27 protein-coding genes are annotated in these 24388 nt (G+C 57.9%); 5 read left to right on the top strand and 22 right to left on the bottom strand.

The window, feature by feature from the left end; translation table 11 throughout:
* Positions 1-22 precede the first annotated feature (22 nt).
* The 4 genes from I9H07_RS04200 to rplM all read right to left on the bottom strand — a co-directional run bounded on the left by I9H07_RS04200 (position 23) and on the right by rplM (position 2217).
* A complete protein-coding gene (locus I9H07_RS04200; protein ID WP_024671957.1) occupies positions 23-439 on the bottom strand; it encodes a ClpXP protease specificity-enhancing factor in 417 nt (138 codons plus the stop codon).
* A 16-nt stretch (positions 440-455) separates the two neighbouring features.
* The gene (locus I9H07_RS04195) at positions 456-1073 is read right to left on the bottom strand and encodes a glutathione S-transferase N-terminal domain-containing protein (RefSeq protein WP_007248965.1); all 618 of its coding nucleotides are present in this window, start codon (positions 1071-1073) and stop codon (positions 456-458) included.
* A gap of 308 nt (positions 1074-1381) precedes the next feature.
* On the bottom strand, positions 1382-1774 hold the full coding sequence (gene rpsI / locus I9H07_RS04190; protein WP_003216038.1) for a 30S ribosomal protein S9: 393 nt from the start codon (positions 1772-1774) through the stop codon (positions 1382-1384).
* Positions 1775-1788: 14 nt separating this feature from the next.
* Positions 1789-2217, bottom strand: a complete 429-nt coding sequence (rplM, locus tag I9H07_RS04185; protein ID WP_002555065.1) for a 50S ribosomal protein L13 — start codon at positions 2215-2217, stop codon at positions 1789-1791.
* A gap of 493 nt (positions 2218-2710) precedes the next feature.
* Between rplM and I9H07_RS04180 the strand changes: the two genes are divergently transcribed.
* The gene (locus tag I9H07_RS04180) at positions 2711-3616 is read left to right on the top strand and encodes a GlxA family transcriptional regulator (RefSeq protein ID WP_161632839.1); all 906 of its coding nucleotides are present in this window, start codon (positions 2711-2713) and stop codon (positions 3614-3616) included.
* A 57-nt stretch (positions 3617-3673) separates the two neighbouring features.
* Here the strand turns inward: I9H07_RS04180 and zapE are convergent, their stop codons facing one another.
* The 3 genes from zapE to I9H07_RS04165 form a co-directional block, all read right to left on the bottom strand.
* The gene (zapE, locus tag I9H07_RS04175) at positions 3674-4768 is read right to left on the bottom strand and encodes a cell division protein ZapE (protein ID WP_058391580.1); all 1095 of its coding nucleotides are present in this window, start codon (positions 4766-4768) and stop codon (positions 3674-3676) included.
* Between the two features lie 62 nt (positions 4769-4830).
* Entirely contained in the window at positions 4831-6180 is a 1350-nt protein-coding gene (locus I9H07_RS04170) for a tryptophan--tRNA ligase (RefSeq protein WP_236424870.1), read from the bottom strand.
* Between the two features lie 37 nt (positions 6181-6217).
* Positions 6218-6847, bottom strand: a complete 630-nt coding sequence (locus I9H07_RS04165; RefSeq protein ID WP_236424869.1) for an alpha/beta hydrolase — start codon at positions 6845-6847, stop codon at positions 6218-6220.
* A 145-nt stretch (positions 6848-6992) separates the two neighbouring features.
* Here I9H07_RS04165 and I9H07_RS04160 point away from each other — a divergent pair, with 145 nt between their 5' ends.
* Positions 6993-7436 carry a YhcB family protein gene (locus I9H07_RS04160; protein ID WP_010427491.1) on the top strand — a complete coding sequence of 148 codons (444 nt, stop codon included), beginning with the start codon at positions 6993-6995 and terminating at the stop codon, positions 7434-7436.
* 45 nt (positions 7437-7481) lie between these two features.
* Here I9H07_RS04160 and I9H07_RS04155 read toward each other — a convergent pair.
* The 5 genes from I9H07_RS04155 to I9H07_RS04135 form a co-directional block, all read right to left on the bottom strand.
* Positions 7482-8704, bottom strand: a protein-coding gene (locus I9H07_RS04155; RefSeq protein ID WP_248957193.1) for an IS3 family transposase whose coding sequence is annotated in 2 segments (ribosomal slippage) — positions 7482-8353 and positions 8353-8704 — 1224 coding nt in all. Because the reading frame shifts where the segments join, the coding sequence is not laid out codon by codon here.
* 279 nt (positions 8705-8983) lie between these two features.
* Positions 8984-10882, bottom strand: coding sequence for a sulfate adenylyltransferase subunit CysN (cysN, locus tag I9H07_RS04150; protein ID WP_236423584.1), 1899 nt, complete (start codon positions 10880-10882; stop codon positions 8984-8986).
* Positions 10883-10935: 53 nt separating this feature from the next.
* Positions 10936-11277, bottom strand: a complete 342-nt coding sequence (locus I9H07_RS04145; RefSeq protein ID WP_024671950.1) for a four helix bundle protein — start codon at positions 11275-11277, stop codon at positions 10936-10938.
* 57 nt (positions 11278-11334) lie between these two features.
* Positions 11335-12252 carry a sulfate adenylyltransferase subunit CysD gene (gene cysD, locus I9H07_RS04140; RefSeq protein ID WP_024671949.1) on the bottom strand — a complete coding sequence of 306 codons (918 nt, stop codon included), beginning with the start codon at positions 12250-12252 and terminating at the stop codon, positions 11335-11337.
* 148 nt (positions 12253-12400) lie between these two features.
* Positions 12401-13159, bottom strand: a complete 759-nt coding sequence (locus tag I9H07_RS04135; protein WP_236423586.1) for a Nif3-like dinuclear metal center hexameric protein — start codon at positions 13157-13159, stop codon at positions 12401-12403.
* Positions 13160-13270: 111 nt separating this feature from the next.
* Between I9H07_RS04135 and algW the strand changes: the two genes are divergently transcribed.
* Entirely contained in the window at positions 13271-14431 is a 1161-nt protein-coding gene (gene algW / locus I9H07_RS04130) for a Do family serine endopeptidase AlgW (protein ID WP_024671947.1), read from the top strand.
* Positions 14432-14574: 143 nt separating this feature from the next.
* Here algW and hisC read toward each other — a convergent pair whose 3' ends face one another.
* From hisC to I9H07_RS04080, 10 genes are all read right to left on the bottom strand, one after another.
* The gene (gene hisC / locus I9H07_RS04125; RefSeq protein ID WP_024674747.1) at positions 14575-15627 is read right to left on the bottom strand and encodes a histidinol-phosphate transaminase; all 1053 of its coding nucleotides are present in this window, start codon (positions 15625-15627) and stop codon (positions 14575-14577) included.
* Positions 15627-16973: a histidinol dehydrogenase gene (gene hisD / locus I9H07_RS04120; protein ID WP_025388926.1), complete on the bottom strand. Its 1347-nt coding sequence runs from the start codon at positions 16971-16973 to the stop codon at positions 15627-15629. Before hisD ends, hisC begins: the two co-directional genes overlap by 1 nt.
* A gap of 123 nt (positions 16974-17096) precedes the next feature.
* Positions 17097-17732 (bottom strand): ATP phosphoribosyltransferase, encoded by a 636-nt coding sequence (gene hisG / locus I9H07_RS04115; protein ID WP_024644309.1) that lies wholly within the window; start codon positions 17730-17732, stop codon positions 17097-17099.
* A gap of 154 nt (positions 17733-17886) precedes the next feature.
* A complete protein-coding gene (murA, locus tag I9H07_RS04110; RefSeq protein WP_024644308.1) occupies positions 17887-19152 on the bottom strand; it encodes a UDP-N-acetylglucosamine 1-carboxyvinyltransferase in 1266 nt (421 codons plus the stop codon).
* Between the two features lie 22 nt (positions 19153-19174).
* Entirely contained in the window at positions 19175-19414 is a 240-nt protein-coding gene (locus tag I9H07_RS04105) for a BolA family protein (RefSeq protein WP_024644307.1), read from the bottom strand.
* A gap of 114 nt (positions 19415-19528) precedes the next feature.
* Positions 19529-19834, bottom strand: a complete 306-nt coding sequence (locus tag I9H07_RS04100; RefSeq protein ID WP_024674745.1) for an STAS domain-containing protein — start codon at positions 19832-19834, stop codon at positions 19529-19531.
* Positions 19831-20481, bottom strand: a complete 651-nt coding sequence (locus tag I9H07_RS04095) for an MlaC/ttg2D family ABC transporter substrate-binding protein (protein WP_024674744.1) — start codon at positions 20479-20481, stop codon at positions 19831-19833. Before I9H07_RS04095 ends, I9H07_RS04100 begins: the two co-directional genes overlap by 4 nt.
* Positions 20482-20491: 10 nt before the next feature.
* Positions 20492-20959 (bottom strand): outer membrane lipid asymmetry maintenance protein MlaD, encoded by a 468-nt coding sequence (mlaD, locus tag I9H07_RS04090; RefSeq protein ID WP_024644304.1) that lies wholly within the window; start codon positions 20957-20959, stop codon positions 20492-20494.
* Positions 20959-21756 carry a lipid asymmetry maintenance ABC transporter permease subunit MlaE gene (mlaE, locus tag I9H07_RS04085; RefSeq protein WP_024674743.1) on the bottom strand — a complete coding sequence of 266 codons (798 nt, stop codon included), beginning with the start codon at positions 21754-21756 and terminating at the stop codon, positions 20959-20961. Before mlaE ends, mlaD begins: the two co-directional genes overlap by 1 nt.
* Positions 21756-22565, bottom strand: a complete 810-nt coding sequence (locus I9H07_RS04080; protein ID WP_003313589.1) for an ATP-binding cassette domain-containing protein — start codon at positions 22563-22565, stop codon at positions 21756-21758. Before I9H07_RS04080 ends, mlaE begins: the two co-directional genes overlap by 1 nt.
* 304 nt (positions 22566-22869) lie before the next feature.
* Between I9H07_RS04080 and I9H07_RS04075 the strand changes: the two genes are divergently transcribed.
* Complete coding sequence (locus I9H07_RS04075; protein ID WP_058824258.1) at positions 22870-23844, top strand: KpsF/GutQ family sugar-phosphate isomerase; 975 nt, start codon at positions 22870-22872, stop codon at positions 23842-23844.
* A gap of 14 nt (positions 23845-23858) precedes the next feature.
* On the top strand, positions 23859-24383 hold the full coding sequence (locus I9H07_RS04070) for a KdsC family phosphatase (RefSeq protein ID WP_058824273.1): 525 nt from the start codon (positions 23859-23861) through the stop codon (positions 24381-24383).
* The last annotated feature ends 5 nt before the right edge of the window (positions 24384-24388 follow it).

Below are 24388 nucleotides of genomic sequence, written 5' to 3'. Positions count from 1 at the left end.
GAGCTTTTGTTTCAGCACCGTATCACTTGACCACTTTCAGGCTCGGCCGGCCGCTCGGGCGCGGTGGCTCGTTGTCTGGCGGCGTATCCTCTTCGATTTCAATCTCGATCTCTTCGCCATCCTCAAGGGAGGGCTCCAGATCGAAGACCATGCCCTGCCCGTTCTCCCGGGCATAAATACCCAGGATTGAAGCAACAGGCACGTAAAGCGTGTGTGGCACACCACCAAAACGACCTTCAAAGCTGACCGCTTCGTTGTCCATGTGCAGATGACGCACAGCACTGGGCGAAACATTCAGGACAATCTGTCCATCGTTGGCGAACCCCTGAGGGACCTGAACGGACGGGTACTCCGCATTGACGAGCACATGCGGGGTGCAATCGTTATCGACGATCCACTCATAAAGAGCACGAACAAGATAAGGGCGACTGGAGTTCATAACGGCTCCTTAAGCCTTAGCGCATTTCACGTTCGGCAGCAGACAGACTCGCCTGAAAAGCCTCACGCGCAAATTGGCGCTCCATATAATCAAGCAGCGGCTTGGCGGGCCGCGGCAGTTCAATACCCAAAATCGGCAAACGCCAGAGTATGGGCAATAGACAGCAATCGACGAGACTTAGCTCGTCGCTCATGAAAAAAGCTTTTTCCGCGAACAGCGGGGAAACACCGGCCAGACTTTCACGCAGCTCCTTGCGCGCCTGAACACGAGCAGGTTCTTTACTGCGAGTATCCAGGATCAGGTCCACAAGGCCACACCAGTCACGTTGAATCCTGTGGATCAACAGACGGCTGTTGGCACGGGCCACCGGATAGACAGGCAACAAGGGCGGATGAGGATAACGCTCATCCAGATATTCCATCACCACCGTCGACTCGTACAACGCCAGGTCACGATCGACCAGGGTGGGTACGCTGCCATACGGGTTCACTTCAATGAGCTGAGGCGGATGACGACCTGCCACAACTTCAATGATTTCGGCGCTGACACCTTTCTCCGCGAGCACGATGCGCACGCGATGGGAATAGTGGTCGGCGGGGTCGGAGTAACAGGCCAACCGGTTGGTCACGCCCATGGTGATCCTCCTCGCTTGTTAAAATTTATCGGAAACACGAACGAACGCGCCTCAAGGCGCCTCCGATAATGATCGCAACAGGACAGGTGTCAGTCGCGGGCGACAAGATAGCTTATTTACGCGATGCAAATTCTGCAATCTTGCATCGGTAAGCTGTTAGTGCCGCGATATGTGCCTGATATGAGCACATCGACACCCCCCTGCCCCGTAAAGAACGCGCCCATAAAAAAACGCCCAACCCAATGATGGGGTGGACGTCTTTTTTTGAACAAAAAGCTTCGAACGAATAGATTCGAACGAAAAGCGAATTAACGCTTCGAGTACTGCGGACGCTTACGCGCTTTACGCAGACCGACTTTCTTACGTTCAACTTCACGAGCATCGCGAGTCACGAAGCCTGCTTTACGCAGAGCGCCACGCAGAGTCTCGTCGTACTGCATCAGAGCGCGAGTGATACCGTGGCGGATTGCGCCAGCCTGACCACTTACACCGCCACCGATAACAGTGACGTAGATGTCGAACTTTTCAACAGTCTCGGTCAGTTCCAGCGGCTGACGAACTACCATGCGGGCAGTTTCGCGGCCGAAGAAGTTTTCCAGAGTGCGGTTGTTGATCGAGATATTACCAGTACCCGGACGCAGGAAAACGCGTGCGGTTGCGGTCTTGCGACGGCCAGTGCCGTAATTTTGAGTCGCCGACATAATGAACTATTCCGTTAAAACTTCAGTTCTTGGGGCTGCTGAGCAGTATGAGGGTGTACAGCGCCCGCATAGACTTTCAGCTTACGATACATGTCGCGACCCAGCGGGTTCTTAGGCAGCATGCCTTTGACCGCGGTCTCGATCACGCGCTCAGGAGCTTTGGCGATCAGCTTTTCGAAGTTGATCGACTTGATCCCGCCCGGAAAACCGGAGTGTGAGTAGTAGATCTTGTCGGTCGTCTTGGCACCAGTAACACGGATCTGCTCGGCATTGATCACGACGATGTAGTCGCCGGTGTCAACGTGCGGAGTGTATTCCGGTTTGTGCTTGCCACGCAGACGGCTCGCGATTTCGGTGGCCAGACGACCCAGGGTCTGACCAGCAGCGTCGACGACGAACCAGTCGCGCTTAACTGTTTCCGGTTTAGCAGTAAAAGTTTTCATTCTTTATAGCCTCAGGGGCCGCCCTGAAAATTAGACGGCGGATCTTACTGAATAGTGCGTACTTTGACAAGTCAAAGGCAGCCGGAAACAGACGCTATCGGGGGCTCGGGTCAGCGCGTCCGTTATACGGCAAGATTCTTCGGCAGACGGCGCATCACTTCCACTGCAAAGAGCTGGCGGATTATACAGACTGCGAAAATAACCTCAACCGGATTTTTTGTTCACGTTCTGTTTATTGCCTGCGAGGGCCCGATTGACGGATATTTGCCGGCGAAGCACAAAGCCATCACTCACAGGCTATCGGGATGCCTGCCAAGGCAGACTGGACATAATCGTCAAAAAATAAGACGATCCAGCCGTTGCTTGACCATTTACCCATATAAGAATAAAGATTATGCCGATTCAGCAAACCGCCCTTCTACGGCGCGTCAGCATTCTGACCACCGATAAAATGTTCGCCTCAACCGTGATGCAGGCCAAGGACTTTTTCCACCTGGCCAGCCTGCGCTACAGCAAGCAATTGGGCCAAGGCTTGATACCCGCCTTCGAAACCCGCCTGATCAGCCCGGACGGGCTCCCGGTCAGCAGCTTCAGTGACGTCACGCTGCCCGTGGATGGCGCACTGTGCCAAAGCGACATCATCGTCATCCCGGCCTTCTGGGATGACTTCGACATCCTCTGCCAGCGTTACCCGCAGATCCTGCCCTGGCTGCGCGAGCAACATGCCAACGGCGCGGTGATCTGCGGCGAAGCCACCGGCGTCTACTGGCTCGCCGAAGCCGGACTGCTCGACGGCAAGGAAGCCACCACCTATTGGCGATTCTTCAGTGCCTTCGCAGAGCGCTACCCCAACGTGCTGCTCAATCAGGAAAAGCACCTGACCGACGCCGACAACGTGTATTGCGCTGGCGGCACCACCTCGGCCTGCGACCTGTACATTTATCTGATCGAGCGATTCTGCGGTGCCAACGTCGCCCAGGCCGTGGCCCGTGACATTCTCTACGAAGTGCGCCGCACCTATGCGCCGGGACGTATCGGTTTCGGTGGGCAGAAGCTGCATCAGGATGTGGTGATTCTGCAGATCCAGCATTGGCTGGAAGAGCACTTTGCCGACAAATTCCGCTTCGAAGACGTGGCTCGCGAGCACGGCATGAGCATTCGCAATTTCATGCGCCGCTTCCAGACGGCAACCGGCGACAAACCGCTGCATTACCTGCAACGGCTGCGTATCGAAACCGCGAAGGGATTGCTGTCAGGTACTCGCAAGAGCATCAAGACCATCAGCTATGAAGTCGGCTACGACGACGCCAGCTTCTTCGCCCGCCTGTTCCGCCAGCACACCGAGCTTTCACCCAATCAGTACCGGCATCAGTTCGAGAGTCAGAGGGAGAAGCTATAAGCTGCAAGCTGCAAGCGCCTGGGCTTTTAGCTTGCGGCTTGCAACTTGCCGCTGCGACTAGGCCCTGTGCGCCCGCGACAGGAACTCGTGGGATTGCATTTCCAGCAAGCGGCTCAGGGTGCGCTGGAACTCGAACATCAACCGGCCGCCGGTGTACAGGTCTTTCAGTTCGACTTCAGCCGAGATGATCAGCTTGACGTTACGGTCGTAGAATTCGTCGACCATGTTGATGAAGCGTCGGGCGATGTCATCGGTGGAGACGTCCATTTGCTCGACGCCACTGATCAGCACGGCATGAAAGATCTTGCCCAGCTCGATGTAGTCGTTCTGGCTACGCGGGCCGTCGCACAGCTCGCGAAAATCAAACCAGGCCACGTCATCACACGTGCGCAGCGCGCGGATTTCGCGATTTTCGATCATCAGCACATCGTTTTCGATGGTTTCCGCGCAGTCCGGGGTCAGCGCCTTGAAGCTTTTGCGCATGCTTTCCTGCGCAGCTTCATTGAGCGGGAAGTGGAACAACTCGGCCTGCTCAAGGTGACGCAGGCGATAATCAACGCCACTGTCGACGTTGACGATATCGGTATTCTGCTTGATCAGCGCAATCGCAGGCAGGAACCGCGCACGTTGCAGGCCGTCCTTGTACAGGCCGTCGGGAACGATGTTCGACGTCGCCACCAGCGTCACGCCGTTTTTGAACAGCTCTTCCATCAACGTGCCCAGAATCATGGCGTCGGTGATGTCGGAGACAAAAAACTCATCGAAACAGATGACCCGCGCCTCGTCGGAAAAACGCTTGGCGATAAGCGTCAGCGGGTTTTTCTCGCCCTTGAGGGTTTTCATCTCTTCGTGCACGCGCTTCATGAAGCGGTGAAAGTGCGTACGGACCTTGTCCTGGAAAGGCAGCGCTTCAAAGAACGTATCGACCAGATACGTCTTGCCGCGCCCCACTCCGCCCCAGAAATACAGGCCTTTGACCAGAGTCGGCTCTTTCTTGCCGAACAGCTTGCCGAACAGGCCGGGCTTGCTGCCGTGAGCGGCAACCAGATCGTCGTACAGGCGCTGCAAATGACGCACAGCATTTTCCTGCGCAGCATCATGGAAGAAGTCCGGGCGTTTCAGATCAGCTTGATATCGTTCTAGGGGCGTCATAATTCGTTAGCAAGGCAGCAAAAACGGGTCGTCACTGTAGCGACGACCCTGGGGATTGGCAATCAGTCCTGTTGAGGAGCGAGCGCCAGCTTGAGGGTCTGGATGGCGGCTTCACGCGCAGCAGCGTCGGCAAACACCGGGCTGTCGGCCACACACTCACCGTCCAGCCACAGGGTGAAACGGTCATCTTCGCTGCGCAGATCCAGCTCGCCGCCCTGCTGCAGCTGCTTGCTGACAATCCCGGCAGCCTTGCCGTCGGCAAACGTGCGCGACAGCAGCAGTTGCTCGCCATCGGCAGCCAGAAGACGGAAACGGAAACTGCCGTCGTCTTCACGGAAACTAACGAAACGCGCGCCTTTGCTGGCTTTCTTCCTGCCGGTATCGGCGTTCTGCACGACGGTACGGAACGAGCGCAGGCCAACAGCCTCACGCAGTTGCTCAAGGAACGGCGTGGCCACACGACGGGCCTTCTGGGCCCCGGAAAGCAGAATGTCTTCCAGGTCGGCCGGACGCTCGATCAGCCCGAGGTAGTTCTCTCGCGCTTCACCCAGCTGCTCGTCCAGCAACGTAAACAAGCGATTCTTCGCCTCGCCCCAACCCAGCCCTTGCAGCAACTCAGAGCGGAATTCAGCGCACTGCTCAGGCGTCGAGAACGCTTGATACAGCGTGAACAGATGGGACGTATCCGGATCTTTCGCTTCGCCAGGCGCACGCGAGTCAGTGACGATGCGCGAGATGGCGCTCTTCATTTCCTTGGCACTGCTGAACAGCGGAATGGTGTTGTCGTAGCTCTTGGACATCTTGCGACCATCCAGCCCCGGCAACGTGGCGACGCTCTCCTCGATCAGCGCTTCGGGCATGACAAAGAATTCCTTGCCGTTGCCGAACAGGTGATTGAAGCGCTGACCGATATCACGCGCCATCTCGACGTGCTGGATCTGGTCGCGACCGACAGGAACCTGGTGCGCATTGAACATCAGGATGTCGGCAGCCATCAGTACCGGATAGCTGTACAGGCCCATGGTGATGCCAGCGTCCGGGTCTTCGCCACCTTCCACGTTCTTGTCGACCGATGCCTTGTAGGCATGCGCACGATTGAGCAGGCCCTTGGCGGCGACGCAGGTAAGCAACCAGGTCAGTTCCGGAATTTCCGGGATGTCCGACTGGCGATAGAAGGTCACGCGATCAACGTCCAGCCCGGCAGCCAGCCAGGTCGCGGCGATTTCCAGACGCGAGCGCTGAATGCGCAGCGGGTCATCGCATTTGATCAGGGCGTGGTAGTCCGCCAGGAAATAGAACGAATCGAAGTCACTCTGGCGACTGGCAACAATGGCCGGGCGAATCGCGCCCGCGTAGTTGCCCAGATGGGGAGTGCCGGTGGTCGTGATACCGGTCAGGATACGAGTGGTCATGGCAAGTCGCTTATCTAAAGGCTGCAATAGGCTGCAATCAGTTGGGAAGTCGCGGCAGAAGCAGATCTTTCAGATCGGTCAGCTTGCCGTGAAAAAAGTGTCCGCATTCTGCCACTTTCAGCAGCTCATGTGGACGTTGCAGCGCAGCAGACCATGCATAGACCGTTTCCGGATCGATCACTTCATCGTTCTCGGGCTGAATAATCGTCAGCGGGCAGTTTTGTGGCAGCACACGCTGATCCTCAAGCCGTGAGGCCGCTGCCGCAACCAGAAACAGGTGGGTGAGTTTTTCACCTTGCGCTTCGAGCCTTCCGCCAAGGTTCGCGGCGACATAGCCACCGAACGAAAAACCGAACAGCGTCACCGGCAGATCCGGGTGTTGTGCCCGCAGCCATTGCGCGGCAGCCTGGGCATCCTCAATCTCGCCTGGCCCGGCGACCGATGTACCGGCACTGGCACCGACGCCGCGATAATTGAAGCGCAGGGTGATCAAACCCTGGTCGCGTGCGGTACGCTGCAGCGTCGAAACGACTTTATTGAGCATCGTTCCGCCCTGGATCGGGTTAGGATGGCAGATCAGCGCAACGCCTCTGGCGTCGGGTACATCCTGATACAGCGCTTCGAGCTGGCCTTCTGGGCCATCGATAAATAATGGGGTTTCACGCATGAGCAAAACAGAACTCCGTGACCTCGAAATGGGTCGACTCGTCTAGCTGATTGTCTGCGGCTTGCATATCAACGACACGTCGCGGGTATACAGCGCAGGTTCGAGCCGTTAACGTAAAGCAAAGCCGTTTATAGAGGAAGGACTCGTGGAACACTCGCTCTTAGTCTGGTTGCTGCCGACGCTCGCCCTGGTTGCCGGTGTCGTCATTGGTTTCCTGGTCGCACGTCTGCTGCCCAACACCGTTCCGAACAGCACCCAGCGCCAGCTGGATGACATTCAGGAGCGTTTCGATACCTATCAGAACGAGGTGGTCACTCACTTCAACAGCACGGCGAATCTGGTACAAAAGCTTTCGCAGAGCTATCAGGACGTTCAGGAACACCTCGCCGAGGGCGCCAACCGTCTGGCCCTTGATGAGCTGACCCGCCAACGCCTGCTGGCCGCCCTGCACCCGGAGGCCAACCATGCGCACCGCGATCATCGCGACCGCCTGACCCCGCCGCGTGATACCGAGACACCGAAGGACTACGCGCCCAAGTCGCCTAACTCCCCGGGCATGCTGGATGAGCATTACGGCTTGAAAAAGTAAGCGTTGCTTGTCTAGTCCTGAAATAGGTTTACACCTGTTTCACGCTCAAAACGCCCGATGCACCGCATCGGGCGTTTTGTATTTCAGGGATAAGTGTGGCCGCTCTCCGTTGTAGATCTGCACCGATTCATCCACCATTTTCACTGCATCTGCCAAGTCTTTAGGTCGATGGAGTAGAAACTCGGTCTTCAAAATCCCGTTTACTCGCTCGGCCATAGCGTTCTGATAGCAGTCATAGCCATCAGTCATCGAGCACCGGATTCCATGCCTGGTATGCAGCTGCTGATAGAGATCGGAACAGTACTGGGCGCCGCGATCTGAATGATGAATCAGCATCTGATCGGTTTTTCGCTCACCTACCGCTTTTTCCAGTGCCTTTATCACCGACTGGGTATGCAGGCTTTCATGCACATGATGACCAACGATCTTGCGTGAGTACGCATCGGTTACAAGGCTCACGTATGCCACGCTTTCCTGCGTAGGCAGATAGGTGATGTCTGCAACCCAGACCTGTTCGGGTCCATTGGCCACGACTTGTTCCGGACCTGCTTTGAGCAGGTTGGGGTGGCGGCGAAAGCGATGATGACTATGAGTGGTCTTGTGATAAGCCCGTTTGCGCGCAACCAGTTCGCGCGCATCACGAAGGATGGTAAACAGACGGTCTCTACCCACGCACAACGACGCAGGAGCTTCGACGCTCATCAAGTAGTGCAACTTGCGCGCTCCCAACCTTGGCTGGCGACGACGCTTTTCCAGAACGAAATCCATTACCTCTTGGTCCTGGCGGACCCTGGCATCAAAAACGCGATTACGCTTGTAATACGCTTGGCGCGAAATGCCCATGAACAGGCAAGCCCTGCTAATACTCAGGTCTTGGATTTGCCCTTGCGAGAGGACTTGCCGGGTCGCTTTTTTACGACAGAAACGCCGTAGTCATTTTTCAGAACGTTGACGACGGCTTCAAAGAACTGGGCCTTCTGATTGCTCAGCATCAGCTGTTCTTCAAGCTCTTTAATCCGCTGCTCGGGTGTCGGCGGGAGGGTTGGCTCGGTCATGGACCTGCTCCTCGGCTCTCGAATTGATGCGCCTTGGCTCCAATCCTGTCGACCGTGCTTTCGTAACCAGACCAGCACCGTCGACCGGCCTTGGATGCCATAGCGTCGTTGGGCTTCTTTATAACTCAACTCGCCTTTTTCAACCTGATCTACGACCGATAATTTAAAGGCTAGCGTGTAATCGCGCTGGCTGCGCCTTTTACCCGAATCCATTGAGTCCTCCTGAGGAAAGGTCAGAAGGTGTAAACCTTATTCAGGACGGGACAGCTGCCACAAAAAAAGCCCGCCGCGGAGACATCTGCGGCGGGCTTTTTTGTGGGCGCTGTGTAACGCAAAACGGTGACGCGGAGCGTCATGAAAGGCATTCGCACGCTGGAGCGTGAGGAACGAGAGGTGCCTTAGAACCCCTCTCGTGCCCATGCTCCGCGTGGGCATGCAGCTCTGGACGCTCCGCGTCCGCTCAGAGAACTGACAAGGTGTCAGTACTTGTAATCAGATCGCGCCGCGACTGCGCAGCAGGTCCAGCACCTGTTTGACGCTTTCTTCCACGCTGAGTGTCTGCGTATCGATCACCAGATCGGCATTCAATGGCACGTCATACGGGAAGGACTCGCCCGGAATGTTGTCGCCATCGGCGGCATACAGGCCTTGCGGATCGCGTTCGCGGCAGACGGCTGGCGAAGCCTGGACGTAGACAGTGATCAGACGCTCCTTGCCGATCAACACCTTGGCGCGCTCACGCCCCTCGGCATCCGGTGCAACAAAGGCCGCCAGGGTCAGCAGGCCCGCCTCATTGAACTGACGCGCGACATGCGCGGCGCGGCTCCAGTTTTCAGTACGACCGGCACGATCCTGCGGCAAGCCCTTGTTCAGGTCATGACGCAGGATCTGGCCGTCCAGTACATACACCGCACGGCCCATGTCGAACAACCTGCGCTCGACCGCATACGCCAGTGTGCTCTTGCCCGCACCGGACAGGCCGCTGAACAGCACCGTGGCTGGCTGCTGACCGAAGCGCTGAGCACGCTCGTCGGTGGAAACGTGAGCCAGCTCACCATGATGCTGCGAACCACCGCCCGACACCGGCTTGGCGATTATCATGCCCGCTGCCACAGTGCCGTTGGTCAACCGATCGATAACGATGAAGGCGCCGGTGGTGCGGTTGCTGCTGTAGCCATCCAGCGCGATGGGTGCATCGAGGCTGACTTTGACGCGACCGATCTCGTTCAGTTGCAAAGAGCTCGCAGGCCCTTCTTCGAGCGTGTTCACGTCGACCCGATGAGTGATGCTGGCGATCGAGCCCGGCACGTAGCTGGTCGCGCGTTTGATGTCGTACTTTTTGCCGGGCAGCATCGGCTCTTCAGCCATCCACACCAGCATGGCGTCGAACGCATCACTGACCAGCGGGACGTTGTCGGCATGCACCAGCAGATCACCACGGGAGATGTCGATCTCGTCTTCCATGGTCAGCGTCACCGCCTGACCCGGTCCGGCCTGCTCCAATTCGCCCTCGAACGTGACGATGGACTTCACGCGGCTGCTCTTGCCCGAAGGCAGCACGACAATTTCATCACCCTTATGCACGATGCCGCTGGCCAGCGTGCCGGCAAAACCACGGAAGTTGAGGTTCGGACGATTGACGTACTGCACCGGGAATCGCAGGTCGGTGTAGTTGCGGTCGTTGGCGATTTCGACGGTTTCAAGAATCTCCATCAAGGACTGACCGGTGTACCAGGGCGAACGCTCGCTCTTGTTCACCACGTTGTCGCCCTTGAGCGCCGACATCGGCACGAACGCCATGGTGGTCGGCTTGAAGGCAATACCGTCGGCAAACTTGAGGTAGTCCGCCTTGATCGACTCGAACACGTTTTCATCAAAACCGTTGAGGTCCATCTTGTTGATGGCGACGACGATGTGCTTGATGCCCAGCAGCGAAGCGATGTAGCTGTGACGACGAGTCTGGGTCTGCACGCCGTAGCGCGCGTCCACCAGAATGATCGCCAGATCACAGGTTGACGCACCGGTGGCCATGTTGCGGGTGTACTGCTCGTGGCCCGGGGTATCGGCAATGATGAATTTGCGCTTGGCGGTCGAGAAATAACGATAAGCGACATCGATGGTGATGCCCTGCTCGCGCTCGGCCTGCAGACCGTCTACCAGCAAGGCGAGGTCAACGTCATCGCCGGTGGTGCCGGACTTCTTCGAATCGCGGGTAATGGCTTCCAGATGATCTTCGTAGATCATCTTGGAGTCGTGCAGCAAACGCCCGATCAGCGTGCTCTTGCCGTCATCGACGTTGCCACAGGTGAGAAAGCGCAACATTTCCTTGCGTTCGTGCTGGCCCAGATAGGCGAGGATGTCCTCGCTGATCAAATCGGATTGGTGACTCATAGCGGTTGAGCTCCAAGCTGTAAGCTTCAAGCGGCAAGCTTGTCGGCGTACAGCTATTCAGAAATTTTGTTGATCAGCCCGCACAGCATTTTCGAGAGCTCGCGGGTTTCAGTAATCAATGCTGCTGCAACTGCCTCAGGGATATAACCGATTTCACTGCCGATCATCAGCTGAGTTCTCAGCTCGCCGCACGACGCTTTCGCAATATACAAAAAGCGACATTTGTCCTTGGCAGTGAATCGCTCCATGCCCTCAGCAATATTGCTTGGTACCGACAAACCAGAGCGTGTGATCTGGCTTCTGAAAGCCAGATCAGGGCAAGAGGCCGTCTGCCTGTAGAGAATGACCGCCAGCGCCTTTGCTCTCTGCCATACCAAGAGTTTCTCGAAGTCCATTTCGATCCCTGCTTTTAATTTTCTTGCAGCTTGCCGCTTGAAGCTAAAAGCTGCTCCTTAGAAATAACCCTGACGTTTCTTTTCTTCCATCGAACCAGCGCCGTCGTGGTCGATGACCCGGCCTTGGCGTTCGGAAGTTCGCGTCAGCAGCATTTCCTGAATGATGTCGGTCAGGCTGGTCGCTTCGGACTCCACCGCGCCGGTCAGCGGGTAGCAGCCAAGGGTGCGGAAGCGGACCTTCTTCTTGACGATGCGCGACTTCTCTTCATCGGTCAGGTGTTCGAGGATGCGATCGTCGTCGATCATGATCAGCGTACCGTTCTTCTCGATCACGTCGCGCTCGGCGGCGAAATACAGCGGTACGATCGGGATGCCTTCGAGGTAGATGTACTGCCAGATGTCCAGCTCGGTCCAGTTGGACAGCGGGAAAACACGGATCGACTCGCCTTTGTTGACGTTGCCGTTATAGACATTCCACAGCTCGGGACGCTGGTTTTTCGGGTCCCAGCGGTGTTTGCTGTCGCGGAACGAGTACACGCGCTCCTTGGCCCGGGACTTCTCCTCATCGCGTCGGGCGCCGCCGAAAGCGGCATCGAAACCATGCTTGTCCAACGCCTGCTTCAGGCCTTCGGTCTTCATGATGTCGGTGTGTTTGGCGCTGCCGTGGGTGAACGGATTGATATTCTGCGCCACGCCATCAGGGTTGATGTGGGTAATCAGGTCCAGGCCCAGGTCCTTGACCATCTGGTCGCGAAAGCGATACATCTCCTGGAATTTCCAGCGAGTATCGACGTGCATGACCGGGAACGGCAGCTTTCCGGGAAAGAATGCCTTGCGCGCCAAATGCAGCATCACGGCCGAATCCTTGCCGATCGAGTACAGCATCACCGGGTTATCGAACTCGGCGGCGACCTCACGGATGATGTGGATGCTCTCCGCCTCCAGCTGTTTCAGATGCGTCAGTTTGTCAACCATGGCTACTCACGTTTCGTTATGGACCGGGCGAAACCCGGGGCGGCCTGCGGGCCGTTTTCGAGCCGGTGACTTTAACATGCGTGATATCGCTAATCAGCGATGCATCTAGATCGAAACGATCTATGCATATGCCACCCTGTTTGATCCGTCAGATCGGGTTAGGGCAGTCGATAAAGATATGCTCCAGCGCAAAACGCCTTGCCAGGTAATCACCCAGCGCCTGAACACCGTAGCGCTCGGTGGCGTGATGACCGGCCGCGATAAAGCTGATGTCGTTTTCCCGTGCGCTGTGAAAGGTCTGCTCTGACGCTTCGCCACTCAGGAACAGGTCGACGCCTTCCAGCACCGCCTGATCGATATAACCCTGCCCGCCTCCGGTACACCAGCCGACACGGCGAATCATCTGACTGCCTTCTATCAGCAGCGGCTCGCGCCCCAGTGCGTCCTGCACACGACGGGCGAAGTCGCGCGGGGTCATGGCTTCAGGCAACGAACCGATCAACCCGACGACTCGCGAATTTTCAGGGTCCAGCGGCCCTTCGACGGTGATGTCCAGTTGACGGGCCAACTGCACGTTATTGCCGACCTCCGGATGCACATCCAGCGGCAGATGATAGGCCAGCAAGCTGATGTCATGTTTGAGCAAGGTTTTCAGGCGGCGCTGCTTCATGCCGACCACGCAAGGGTTTTCGCCCTTCCAGAAGTAACCGTGGTGGACCAGGATCAAATCAGCCTGGGCGTCGACCGCAGCCTCCAGCAACGCCTGACTGGCCGTGACGCCGCTGACGATGCGCATGACCTGCGGACGCCCCTCGACCTGCAAACCGTTGGGGCAGTAATCCTGAATTCGCGCACTGTTCAGGTAGCGGTCGGCTTCTTCAACCAGGGTGCTCAGGGCAACAGCCATAAAAGACTCCTAAATATGCAGTTCAGAGCTGCGTTGTACTCGTATAATGCCCGCCATTATGGCGCACCCGTGGCAAAATTTTCTGCGCCCGCAACCATCAGGACTTGTTCAATGTTCAAGGCACTGCGCTTTTTCGGCTGGCCACTGCTGGCTGGTGTGCTTATCGCCATGCTGATCATTCAGCGCTACCCGCAGTGGGTCGGTCTGCCGAGCCTGGATGTCAATCTGCAGCAGGCACCGCAAACCACCACAGTCATCCAGGGCCCGACGTCCTATGCCGACGCAGTGATCGCGGCTGCGCCTGCGGTGGTCAACCTCTATACCACCAAGATGGTCAACAAGGGCAACAACCCGCTCTTCGAAGACCCACAGTTTCGACGCTTCTTTGGCGACAACACGCCCAAGCAGAAACGCATGGAATCCAGCCTGGGCTCCGGCGTGATGATGAGCCCTGAAGGCTACATCCTGACCAACAACCATGTGACCACGGGTGCTGACCAGATCGTGGTGGCACTCAAGGACGGCCGTGAAACCATCGCGAGGGTCATCGGCAACGACCCGGAAACCGACCTGGCGGTTTTGAAGATCGATCTGAAAAACGTGCCAGCCATCACCATTGCGCGCTCGGACAGCATTCGTATCGGTGACGTCGCACTGGCCATCGGCAACCCGTTCGGCGTCGGACAGACCGTGACGATGGGCATCATCAGTGCTACCGGGCGTAATCAACTGGGTCTCAACACTTATGAAGACTTCATCCAGACTGACGCCGCCATCAACCCCGGCAACTCCGGTGGCGCACTGGTGGATGCCAGCGGCAATCTGATCGGCATCAATACCGCGATCTTCTCCAAGTCAGGCGGCTCTCAGGGGATTGGCTTTGCCATTCCGACCAAGCTGGCAATGGACGTCATGAAGTCGATCATCGAGCACGGTCAGGTGATTCGTGGCTGGCTGGGCATCGAAGTGCAACCGCTGACTCCGGAACTGGCTCAGTCTTTCGGCTTGAAGGATCGTCCAGGCATCGTGGTGGCAGGCATTTTCCGCGACGGACCGGCGCAGAAAGCCGGGCTGCAATTGGGTGATGTGATCCTGAGCATCAACGGCGAACCGGCCGGTGACGGCCGCCGCTCGATGAACCAGGTAGCACGCACCAAACCCAAGGACAAGATCGCCATCGATGTGATGCGCAACGGCAAGGAAATGCGCTTGAGCGCCGAAGTCGGCCTGCGCCCACCGCCTGCCCCGACACCTGTTGCGGCGCCGGAGTGACCTTGAGGTTGCTGTGTGGCGCATATCTGTGACGCAGAGCGTCACGCAAGGCGTTCCCACGCTGGAGCGTGCGGAACGATAGTTTTGTAACTATCGTGCCGACGCTCTGGACGCTCTGCGTCCAGTTTCAGCGGTGCTGCCTCTTAAATCCCGCTCAAGCCTTCAAGTAACGCTTCGTGCTGCTCTGGCGTGCCGATGCTGATGCGCAGGAACTGGGCAATTCGCTGCTGTTTGAAGTGGCGCACGATGACGCCCTGCTCGCGCAGCTTGGCGGCCAGTGCTGCTGCATCGTGTTGCGGGTGGCGAGCGAAGATGAAGTTGGCGGCCGAGGGCAGCACGTCAAACCCCTTGGCCTGCAACTGCTCGACCAGCGCTTCACGACTTTCAATGACTTTGTTGCGCGTCGACTCGAAGTGTTCGCGATCCTCGAAAGCCGCCGCCCCACCGACGTTGGCCATGCGGTCCAGCGGGTAGGAGTTGAAGCTGTTCTTGACCCTTTCCAGCGCTTCGATCAGGTCCGGATGCCCCACTGCCAGGCCGACGCGCAGACCCGCCAGCGAGCGTGACTTGGACAGGGTCTGGGTGACCAGCAGGTTCGGATAACGATCCACCAGTGTGATCGCGGTTTCGCCACCAAAGTCTATGTACGCCTCGTCGACCACCACCACCGAATCCGGGCTGGCCTTGATGATCTGCTCGACCGCGTCCAGGCCCAGCAAACAGCCGGTCGGTGCGTTCGGGTTGGGGAAGATGATTCCGGCATTCGGCCTGGCGTAGTCTTCGGCGCGAATCTGGAACTGCTCGTCCAGTGGGATCACTTCGTAATCGATGCCATACAGGCCGCAGTACACCGGGTAAAAGCTGTAGCTGATGTCCGGGAACAGCAGCGGCGCATCGTGCTGAAACAATGCGTGGAAGATGTGTGCCAGTACTTCGTCGGAACCGTTGCCGAGAAACACTTGATTGGGCTGCACGCTGTAATAGCTGGCGACCGCATGCTTGAGCAAGTCGCTGTTGGGGTCGGGATACAGACGCAGATCGTCGGTCAGCGCAGCACGCATGGCCTCAAGCGCCTTGGGCGACGGACCATACGGGTTCTCGTTGGTATTGAGTTTGACCAGCCTGGTCAGTTTCGGCTGCTCGCCCGGCACGTAAGGCACCAGCCCGCTGACGAAAGGGCTCCAGAATTTGCTCATTATTTGCCGTCCTCTGTGTTGCCAGCTTTCCAGTCGGGATCTGTAATCCGGTATTCCGCGCTGCGCGCGTGACCACTAAGCGATTCACCGCGAGCCAGTACGGAAGCGGTTTTACCCAGTTCGGACGCACCCTGCGGTGAGCAATAGATGATCGACGAACGCTTTTGAAAATCGTACACGCCCAGCGGCGAGGAAAAACGCGCCGTACCGGAAGTCGGCAAGACATGGTTGGGACCGGCGCAGTAGTCGCCAAGCGCTTCCGAGGTATGACGTCCCATGAAAATGGCGCCGGCGTGGCGAATATGCGGCAGCCAGGCTTCAGGATCGGCCACCGACAACTCAAGGTGTTCAGGTGCAATGCGGTTGGCTACTTCGATCGCCTGAGCCATGTCCGCCACTTTGATCAGCGCACCGCGGCCGTTGATGGAGGTTTCGACAATCGCCGCCCGCTCCATGGTCGGCAGCAAGCGAGTGATACTGGCCGCGACCTTGTCGAGAAATTCGGCGTCCGGGCTGACCAGAATAGCCTGGGCATCTTCGTCGTGCTCAGCCTGGGAAAACAGGTCCATGGCGATCCAGTCAGGATCGGTCTGGCCGTCGCACACCACCAGAATCTCGGACGGACCGGCGATCATGTCGATGCCCACCTGACCGAACACGTGGCGCTTGGCAGTGGCGACATAGATGTTGCCGGGGCCGACGACCTTGTCGACCTTCGGTACGCTTTCCGTGCCGTAAGCCAGCGCCGCAACCGCCTGCGCGCCACCAATGGTAAACACACGGTCAACGCCGGCGATGCACGCAGCAGCCAACACCAGCTCGTTGATTTCGCCACGCGGTGTCGGCACGACCATGACCACTTCGGTCACACCGGCAACTTTCGCCGGGATCGCATTCATCAACACTGACGAAGGATAGGAAGCCTTGCCGCCGGGCACATACAGGCCGGCGCGGTCCAGTGGCGTGACTTTCTGGCCCAGCACCGTGCCATCAGCCTCGGTGTAGCTCCAGGAATCCTGTTTCTGCTTCTCGTGGTAGCTGCGCACCCGCTCGGCGGCCTTTTCCAGTGCTTCGCGCTGAACCGGCGTAATGCGGGTCAGCGCCAGCTCCAGACGTTCGCGAGGCAGAATCAGATCGGCCATCGAGGCGACTTGCAGGCCATCGAACTTCTGGGTGAACTCGACGAGTGCCGCATCGCCACGCTCACGCACAGCCTTGATGATGTCGAGCACACGCAGGTTGACCGAATCGTCAGACACACTTTCCCAGCTCAGCAGATGATCCAGATGTCGTGCGAAATCCGGGTCAGCAGCGTCGAGTCGGCGAATTGCAGTGGGCGTGGTCATAGCGGGGCCTCAATAATTGGCGGATGCTCAGGAGCCTAAAGCTACCAAGCTATCCGCGCAGGCACCTGAGAAATTTGGCTATGACACGGATAGCTGGACGCAACTCAACGTTGCGTGAAGGGGTCAACCGCGGTGTCGCGACTCCACTGCTTTGCGCAGGGTGTCGATAAGTGCCTGAATGCGCGCATGTTGCATTTTCATGGAAGCCTTGTTCACCACCAGGCGCGAACTGATGTGGGCAATCAGCTCCTGAGGCTCCAGACCGTTGGCACGCAGGGTGTTGCCGGTGTCGACCACGTCAATGATCTTGTCCGCCAGACCAATCAGCGGCGCCAGCTCCATGGAGCCGTAGAGCTTGATGATGTCGACCTGACGGCCCTGCTCGGCGTAGTAACGCTTGGCGACATTGACGAACTTGGTGGCAACGCGCAAACGGCCCTTGGGCTCGACGGCGCCGATGGCACCGGCAGTCATGAGCCTGCACCTGGCTATCTGCAAGTCGAGGGGCTCGTACAGACCCTGGCCGGTGTATTCCATCAACACATCCTTGCCCGCGACACCCAGGTCGGCTGCGCCATGCTCGACGTAAGTCGGCACGTCGGTCGCGCGCACGATCAGCAGACGTACGTCAGCCTGGGTCGTGGGGATGATGAGCTTGCGGCTCTTGTCCGGATTCTCGGTCGGCACGATGCCTGCTTCAGCAAGCAGCGGCAGAGTGTCATCCAGAATACGGCCCTTGGACAGTGCGATGGTCAACATGGGAAACGTCAGTCCTTATCAGGAAACTTTTGTCGCGACGCAAACGGCGCCTGACAATCCTCCGGCCTGGCAGGCCCGAGGTAAAACGAATCAGAAATCACACCCGCGCCAGAACAGGCGACCCTGATACCCGTAGGATCAGGGCCGCGCGCTACTAGCCCGGAACGCGGCGGATCTTGGCGCCCAGCATCTGCAGCTTCTCTTCGATGCACTCGTAACCACGGTCTATGTGGTAGATGCGGTCGATCAGTGTGTCGCCCTGGGCGACCAGCGCCGAGATCACCAGACTGGCAGATGCGCGCAGGTCGGTCGCCATTACAGGCGCGCCCTTGAGCACTTCAGTGCCGGTCACGATGGCCGTGTTGCCTTCGACCTGAATCTGCGCGCCCATGCGGTGCATTTCATACACGTGCATGAAGCGGTTTTCGAAGATGGTTTCGATCACTGCACCGGTGCCTTCGGCAATGGCGTTGAGCGAGATGAACTGCGCCTGCATGTCGGTCGGGAACGCCGGGTATGGCGCTGTCCGGACGTTGACCGCCTTGGGACGCTTGCCGTGCATGTTCAGCTCGATCCAGTCTTCACCGGTGGTGATTTCCGCACCGGCTTCCTGAAGCTTGAGCAACACTGCTTCCAGAATGGTCGGATCAGTGTCCTTGACCTTGACGCGGCCGCCGGTAACGGCAGCAGCCACCAGGTAGGTACCGGTCTCGATGCGGTCAGGCATGACCTTGTAGGTTGCCGGGCCGAGACGCTTGACGCCATCGATGGTGATGGTGTCGGTGCCTGCACCGTGGATTTTCGCACCCATGGCGATCAGGAAGTTGGCCAGATCGACAACCTCAGGCTCGCGCGCAGCGTTTTGCAGCACACTGCGCCCGTTGGCCAGACTGGCCGCCATCATGATGTTTTCAGTACCGGTCACGCTGACGGTATCGAAGAAGAAGTGCGCACCGCGCAAACCGCCCTCAGGCGCCTTGGCTTTAATGTAACCGCCTTCGACGTCGATGATCGCGCCCATGGCTTCGAGGCCACGGATGTGCAGGTCAACCGGACGCGAACCAATGGCGCAACCGCCCGGCAGAGCCACCTCGGCCTCACCGAAGCGAGCGACCATGGGGCCCAGAACCAGAATCGACGCACGCATGGTTTTCACCAGTTCGTACGGCGCAACCAGTGTCTTGATGGTGCGCGCGTCGATCTCGACGCTGAGCTTCTCGTCGATCACCGGCTCGATGCCCATGCGACCGAACAGCTCGATCATGGTGGTGATGTCGTGCAGGTGCGGCAGGTTCTGAACAGTCACCGGACCGTCAGCCAGCAAGGTCGCGGCAAGGATCGGCAAGGCAGAGTTCTTTGCCCCGGAAATACGAATTTCGCCATCAAGACGAACGCCGCCGGTAATAATCAGTTTATCCATTAGAGTCTCGACACCTATTGGCTCAGGTACGCTCGGTCCACGCAGCGCGGCTGAAAAATTTCATGGTCACCGCGTGGATGCTGCCATCGGCAATCCAGGGGTTCAGATGGGTGTAAATCTGTTGCTGACGCTTGACGGGGCTCAGGCTGGCCAACTCGTCACTGATAATGTTCAGCTGGAAGTTGCAGCCTTCGCCCTCAACTTCCACTTTGATTTCCGGCAGCTTTCCTTCAAGGAAGCTCTTCACTTCTACAGCCTGCATGCTCAACCTCGATCGGCGCTGTACGCGCGCGGGTCGGCCATCATACAAAAAAGCCCATGTTATGCGAAGCCCAACGAGCGGGTCCGTACAAAAGGGCTTTCAGGATAACGCCTGTCAGTGAATGTTCAATAGCTCGGTCAGACCAGAGACACGGGCTATTTCACGCATGTCCCGGGGTAGCGAACGCACGGTAAGCGACTTGCCGGCATCCCTGGCGTCACGCATGAACGCCAGCACGAGCGCCAGACCTACACTGCTGGACTTCTCGACATCCGAACAGTCCAGCGTCAACTCGGTCAGATCCCCGGACTTGATCAGTGCCGCACCCTGCTTGCGCAGTTGCGGCCCGGTGCGGAAGTCCAGCACTCCGATCATTTTCAGCTCGCCTGGCCCGACGAGACGGACGGCGGACTCGGTCATTGTGCAGGCTTCTGCGCAGCGTCTACGGTGGACTTGGTCTTGGCGACCTCGCCAGCCCAGTTGTTGATCGTGGTGTCCAGGTTGTTGCCGTTACGCTGCATGGCGTCGGCGAACTGATCACGGAACAGCTTGCCGATATTGATACCGTTGATGACAACGTTCCGTACCTTCCACTCGCCGTTCAGTTTGACCAGCGTGTAGGAGACTGGATATACCGCGCCATTGCTGCCCTTGACCTGCATGTCCACGCTGGTGCGGTCATCGCCTTCGTCCTTGGCAGGTGCAACGGTAATGCCCTGGTTGTTGAATTCAAGCAAGGCATTGCCATAGAACTGCATGAGGCTGCGCTTGAAGTTTTCCTCGAAACGCTTCACCTGTTCAGGCGTTGCCTTGCGGGAATACTTCACAGTCATGATGCTTTTGGAAATGCCATCCGCATCAACGACAGGGCCGACAATGCGGTTCAGCGCATCGTAGAACGCGCTCGGATTAGCTTTGTATTGCTCACGATTGGTTGCCAGATCACTCAGCAATTCCTTGGTGGTACGTTCCACCAGATCATGAGCCGAGGGGGTCGCCGCGGCATTCGCCAGCATTGGCAGGGTGGCCAGCAATACCAGCAGGCCACGGCGCAGAATAGAGATCATTTGAAGCTCCTCACTTGGCGTCTTTACTTACAGTATTGAGCAGGAATTTTCCGATCAGGTCTTCAAGTACGAGCGACGACTGCGTGTCATGAATGGTTCCGCCATCCTTGAGCAGTTTGTCATCGCCACCGACGCTGAGACCGATGTATTTTTCACCCAGCAAGCCAGCGGTCAGGATCGACGCTGTCGAGTCGGAAGGCAGATTATCGACCTTTTTCTGAATCTCCAGCGTGACACGACCGGTGAAGGTGTCGCGATCCAGATCAATCGCGGTCACCTTGCCAATCGTCACGCCGGCCATGCTGACCTTGGCTCTGACAGTCAAACCGGCAAGATTGTCGAAGTAGGCATAAAGTTTATAGGTATCGGTGCTCGCGCTTGTGCTCAGACCACTGACTCGCAGGGCCAGCAGGAGCAGAGCCAGTATCCCGGCAAGCAGAAACAAGCCGACTCCGGTTTCGATGGCACGGTTTTGCATCAGAAATCTCCAAACATCAAGGCGGTCAAAATAAAGTCCAGTCCCAACACGGCCAGTGAGGCGTATACGACCGTCTTGGTCGTCGCACGGCTGATCCCCTCGGAAGTAGGATCGCAGTCATACCCCTGGAAAACGGCAATCCACGTCACCACGAAGGCAAATACGACGCTTTTGATCACCCCATTGAGCACATCGTTCGTGAAAGAAACGCTGTTCTGCATGTTCGACCAGAAAGAGCCGTCATAGACGCCCAGCCAATCGATTGCTACCCATGACGCCCCCCAGATACCGACCACGCTGAAAATCATCGCCAGAATCGGCAGCGAGATAAAACCTGCCCACAGGCGCGGCGCGACAATGTACTTGAGCGGATCGACACCGATCATCTCAAGGCTCGACAACTGCTCGGTGGACTTCATGTTGCCGATTTCGGCGGTCAATGCAGAACCGGCACGACCGGCGAACAGCAAGGCTGTGACAACAGGGCCAAGCTCACGCAGCAAGGTCAGCGCAACCATCTGACCGACGGCCTGTTCCGAGCCGTATTTGGCCAGAATGCTGAAACCCTGCAGGGCCAGCACCATCCCGATGAAGATGCCGGACACCACAATAATGACCAGCGACATGACGCCAACGGAATACAGTTGCCTGACCAGTAACTGAAAACTGCTGCCGGCGCCGCCGCGCCCAAGCAGGGCGTGCACCAGGAACAGGCCGGAGCGACCCAGAACAGCAACGATATCAATGGCCGAGCGACCCATCAGGGCGACGCGGTCCATCAGTGACTTCTTGCGCATCAGCGCTTCCCCAATAGATCTTCGCGGAAATCCGGCGCCGGATAGTGAAACGGCACAGGGCCATCGGGCTCGCCGGTCATGAATTGACGAATGCGTGGATTGTCCGAAGACATCAGTTCCTGAGGCGTACCCTGCCCCAGCACCTGCCCGTCGCCCACTACGTATAAATAGTCGGCAATGCTCGCGGTCTCGCTGAGATCGTGAGACACCACAATACTGGTGATGCCCAGTGCATCATTGAGCAACCGGATCAGGCGCACCAGCACCCCCATTGCAATCGGGTCCTGCCCGACGAAGGGCTCGTCATACATGAGAATCTGCGGGTCGAGCGCGATCGCACGCGCCAGCGCAACACGGCGCTTCATGCCACCGGACAGTTCATCCGGCATCAGTTCGACCGCACCGCGCAGGCCAACAGCCTGGAGCTTGAGCAGAACGATGTCGCGAATCATCTCTTCCGGTAGCTCTGTATGCACCCGCAGCGGAAAGGCGACGTTTTCGAAAACGTCCAGATCGGTGAACAGCGCACCGCTCTGAAACAGAACGCCCATCTGCTTGCGTGCGTCGAACAGATCGCTGCGCGACAGTTCCGGAAGGTTCTGGCCATTGACCCACACCTGACCTTCGCTCGGGCGCAACTGAGCCCCCATCAAACGCAGCAACGTAGTCTTGCCACAGCCCGAGGGACCCATGATCCCGGTGACCTTGCCCCGCGGAATACGAATATCGACATTATTGAAAATACTGCGCGCACCGCGTTTGAAAGACACACCTTTCAACTCGACCGCATAGGCGTCATCAGGACTCATCTAAACTCCTTGCGATACAGCCTCCGCCCTCAGCCGCCCGTTCTTGGAGGCAGATAAGCTGTGCAGGCGGGCCGAACAAGCCGCGAACTATATCACCGCAGGCACCCGCCCCCAAGAAGAGAACCAACCGGTTCAGGTATCCGCCGAATTATTCTGTACCACAATGTTGTGACTACAGGCTTGGATACAGACCCGCAAGCGCGTAGGAAATTCGTTTAAAAACAACACAACGACGATCAGACGTGAGGGAATCGTTCATTACCGCTATAATCGCCGCCTTTCAACCGGCTGACCCTTCCCAGACATGACTCAATCCAGTGACCTGATCCAAGCGGCGCAACGCACCATTCGTCTCGAGATAGAAGCCATACAAGGCTTGCTTGAACGCCTCGACGGGGATTTTGTGCGCGCCTGCGAGATGATTCTGGCCAGCAAGGGACGTGTTGTCGTGGTCGGCATGGGCAAGTCCGGGCACGTTGGCAACAAGATTGCCGCGACCCTGGCAAGCACCGGGACGACCTCGTTTTTCGTGCACCCGGCCGAGGCCAGCCATGGCGACATGGGCATGATCACTCGCGATGACATCATCCTCGCGCTGTCCAACTCCGGCACCACCAACGAAATCGTCACGCTGTTACCGCTGATCAAACGCCTGGGTATCCGGATGATCAGCCTGACCGGCAATCCCGAGTCAGTTCTGGCCAAGGCTGCGGACATCAACCTCAATGTCCATGTCGTACACGAAGCCTGCCCGCTCAATCTGGCACCGACCTCTTCGACTACTGCCGCGCTGGTCATGGGCGATGCACTGGCCGTGGCGCTGCTAGAAGCACGTGGCTTCACTGCCGAAGACTTCGCGTTTTCGCACCCGGGCGGAGCACTCGGCCGACGCCTGCTGCTGAAAGTCGAGAATGTCATGCACTCCGGCGACGCCCTGCCCAGTGTCCAGCGTGGCACCCTGCTGCGCGATGCGCTGCTGGAGATGACCCGCAAGGGCCTGGGCATGACCGCCATCCTCGAAACCGACGGCAGACTCGCAGGCATATTCACAGACGGCGACCTGCGTCGAACCCTGGACCGCCCTTTCGACATCCGCCAGACCACCATTGATGAGGTCATGACCCATCATGGCAAGACCGCTCATGCAGAGATGCTGGCGGCCGAAGCGCTGAAAATCATGGAAGACAACAAAATCGGTGCGCTGGTTGTCGTGGATCAGGATGATCGGCCGGTGGGTGCGTTCAATCTGCAGGATCTCCTGCGTGCAGGCGTCATGTAATGGAAACCAAAGCGATGAACCCGGAACTCATGCAGCGCGGCAAGGCCATCAAACTGGCAGTCTTCGATGTCGACGGCGTACTGACTGACGGCCGTCTGTATTTCATGGAAGACGGCAGCGAGATCAAGACGTTCAACACCCTCGACGGGCAAGGCATAAAGATGCTGATAGCCTCGGGTGTGACCACCGCCATCATCAGTGGTCGCAAGACCGCGATCGTCGAGCGCCGGGCGAAGAGCCTGGGCATCGCACATCTTTTTCAAGGCCGCGAAGATAAACTGGTCGTACTGGACCAATTACTGGCAGAGTTGAAACTTGATTACGAACACGTCGCCTATCTGGGTGACGATCTGCCAGACTTGCCGGTCATTCGGCGTGTCGGCCTGGGCATGGCCGTTGCCAATGCGGCAAGTTTTGTACGCGAGCATGCACACGGAATAACAACGGCGCGAGGCGGCGAAGGTGCGGCACGCGAATTCTGCGAACTGATTCTGAGTGCGCAAGGCAACCTTGAAGCGGCCCACTCCGCTTATTTATAGAAGCC

Origin of the sequence: Pseudomonas syringae (assembly GCF_023278085.1) — a bacterium.
Lineage (GTDB): Bacteria > Pseudomonadota > Gammaproteobacteria > Pseudomonadales > Pseudomonadaceae > Aquipseudomonas > Aquipseudomonas syringae_Q.
The sequence above is the reverse complement of the archived record's forward strand: the minus strand, read 5'-3'. Positions and strand labels throughout refer to the sequence as shown.

What these genes read in the sequence shown, in the direction of transcription:
- mlaD (WP_024644304.1), bottom strand. Translation starts at nt 20,959, where the DNA reads ATGCAAAACCGTGCCATCGAAACCGGAGTCGGCTTGTTTCTGCTTGCC.
- I9H07_RS04105 (WP_024644307.1), bottom strand. Translation starts at nt 19,414, where the DNA reads ATGCAGGCTGTAGAAGTGAAGAGCTTCCTTGAAGGAAAGCTGCCGGAA.
- I9H07_RS04170 (WP_236424870.1), bottom strand. Translation starts at nt 6,180, where the DNA reads ATGACCACTCGTATCCTGACCGGTATCACGACCACCGGCACTCCCCAT.
- hisC (WP_024674747.1), bottom strand. Translation starts at nt 15,627, where the DNA reads ATGAGCAAATTCTGGAGCCCTTTCGTCAGCGGGCTGGTGCCTTACGTG.
- I9H07_RS04100 (WP_024674745.1), bottom strand. Translation starts at nt 19,834, where the DNA reads ATGACCGAGTCCGCCGTCCGTCTCGTCGGGCCAGGCGAGCTGAAAATG.
- I9H07_RS04135 (WP_236423586.1), bottom strand. Translation starts at nt 13,159, where the DNA reads ATGGCTGTTGCCCTGAGCACCCTGGTTGAAGAAGCCGACCGCTACCTG.
- I9H07_RS04200 (WP_024671957.1), bottom strand. Translation starts at nt 439, where the DNA reads ATGAACTCCAGTCGCCCTTATCTTGTTCGTGCTCTTTATGAGTGGATC.
- I9H07_RS04070 (WP_058824273.1), top strand. Translation starts at nt 23,859, where the DNA reads ATGAACCCGGAACTCATGCAGCGCGGCAAGGCCATCAAACTGGCAGTC.
- rpsI (WP_003216038.1), bottom strand. Translation starts at nt 1,774, where the DNA reads ATGTCGGCGACTCAAAATTACGGCACTGGCCGTCGCAAGACCGCAACC.
- hisG (WP_024644309.1), bottom strand. Translation starts at nt 17,732, where the DNA reads ATGTTGACCATCGCACTGTCCAAGGGCCGTATTCTGGATGACACTCTG.
- I9H07_RS04095 (WP_024674744.1), bottom strand. Translation starts at nt 20,481, where the DNA reads ATGATCTCTATTCTGCGCCGTGGCCTGCTGGTATTGCTGGCCACCCTG.
- rplM (WP_002555065.1), bottom strand. Translation starts at nt 2,217, where the DNA reads ATGAAAACTTTTACTGCTAAACCGGAAACAGTTAAGCGCGACTGGTTC.
- I9H07_RS04145 (WP_024671950.1), bottom strand. Translation starts at nt 11,277, where the DNA reads ATGGACTTCGAGAAACTCTTGGTATGGCAGAGAGCAAAGGCGCTGGCG.
- I9H07_RS04165 (WP_236424869.1), bottom strand. Translation starts at nt 6,847, where the DNA reads ATGCGTGAAACCCCATTATTTATCGATGGCCCAGAAGGCCAGCTCGAA.
- algW (WP_024671947.1), top strand. Translation starts at nt 13,271, where the DNA reads ATGTTCAAGGCACTGCGCTTTTTCGGCTGGCCACTGCTGGCTGGTGTG.
- I9H07_RS04075 (WP_058824258.1), top strand. Translation starts at nt 22,870, where the DNA reads ATGACTCAATCCAGTGACCTGATCCAAGCGGCGCAACGCACCATTCGT.
- murA (WP_024644308.1), bottom strand. Translation starts at nt 19,152, where the DNA reads ATGGATAAACTGATTATTACCGGCGGCGTTCGTCTTGATGGCGAAATT.
- mlaE (WP_024674743.1), bottom strand. Translation starts at nt 21,756, where the DNA reads ATGCGCAAGAAGTCACTGATGGACCGCGTCGCCCTGATGGGTCGCTCG.
- zapE (WP_058391580.1), bottom strand. Translation starts at nt 4,768, where the DNA reads ATGACGCCCCTAGAACGATATCAAGCTGATCTGAAACGCCCGGACTTC.
- cysN (WP_236423584.1), bottom strand. Translation starts at nt 10,882, where the DNA reads ATGAGTCACCAATCCGATTTGATCAGCGAGGACATCCTCGCCTATCTG.
- hisD (WP_025388926.1), bottom strand. Translation starts at nt 16,973, where the DNA reads ATGACCACGCCCACTGCAATTCGCCGACTCGACGCTGCTGACCCGGAT.
- cysD (WP_024671949.1), bottom strand. Translation starts at nt 12,252, where the DNA reads ATGGTTGACAAACTGACGCATCTGAAACAGCTGGAGGCGGAGAGCATC.
- I9H07_RS04080 (WP_003313589.1), bottom strand. Translation starts at nt 22,565, where the DNA reads ATGAGTCCTGATGACGCCTATGCGGTCGAGTTGAAAGGTGTGTCTTTC.
- I9H07_RS04195 (WP_007248965.1), bottom strand. Translation starts at nt 1,073, where the DNA reads ATGGGCGTGACCAACCGGTTGGCCTGTTACTCCGACCCCGCCGACCAC.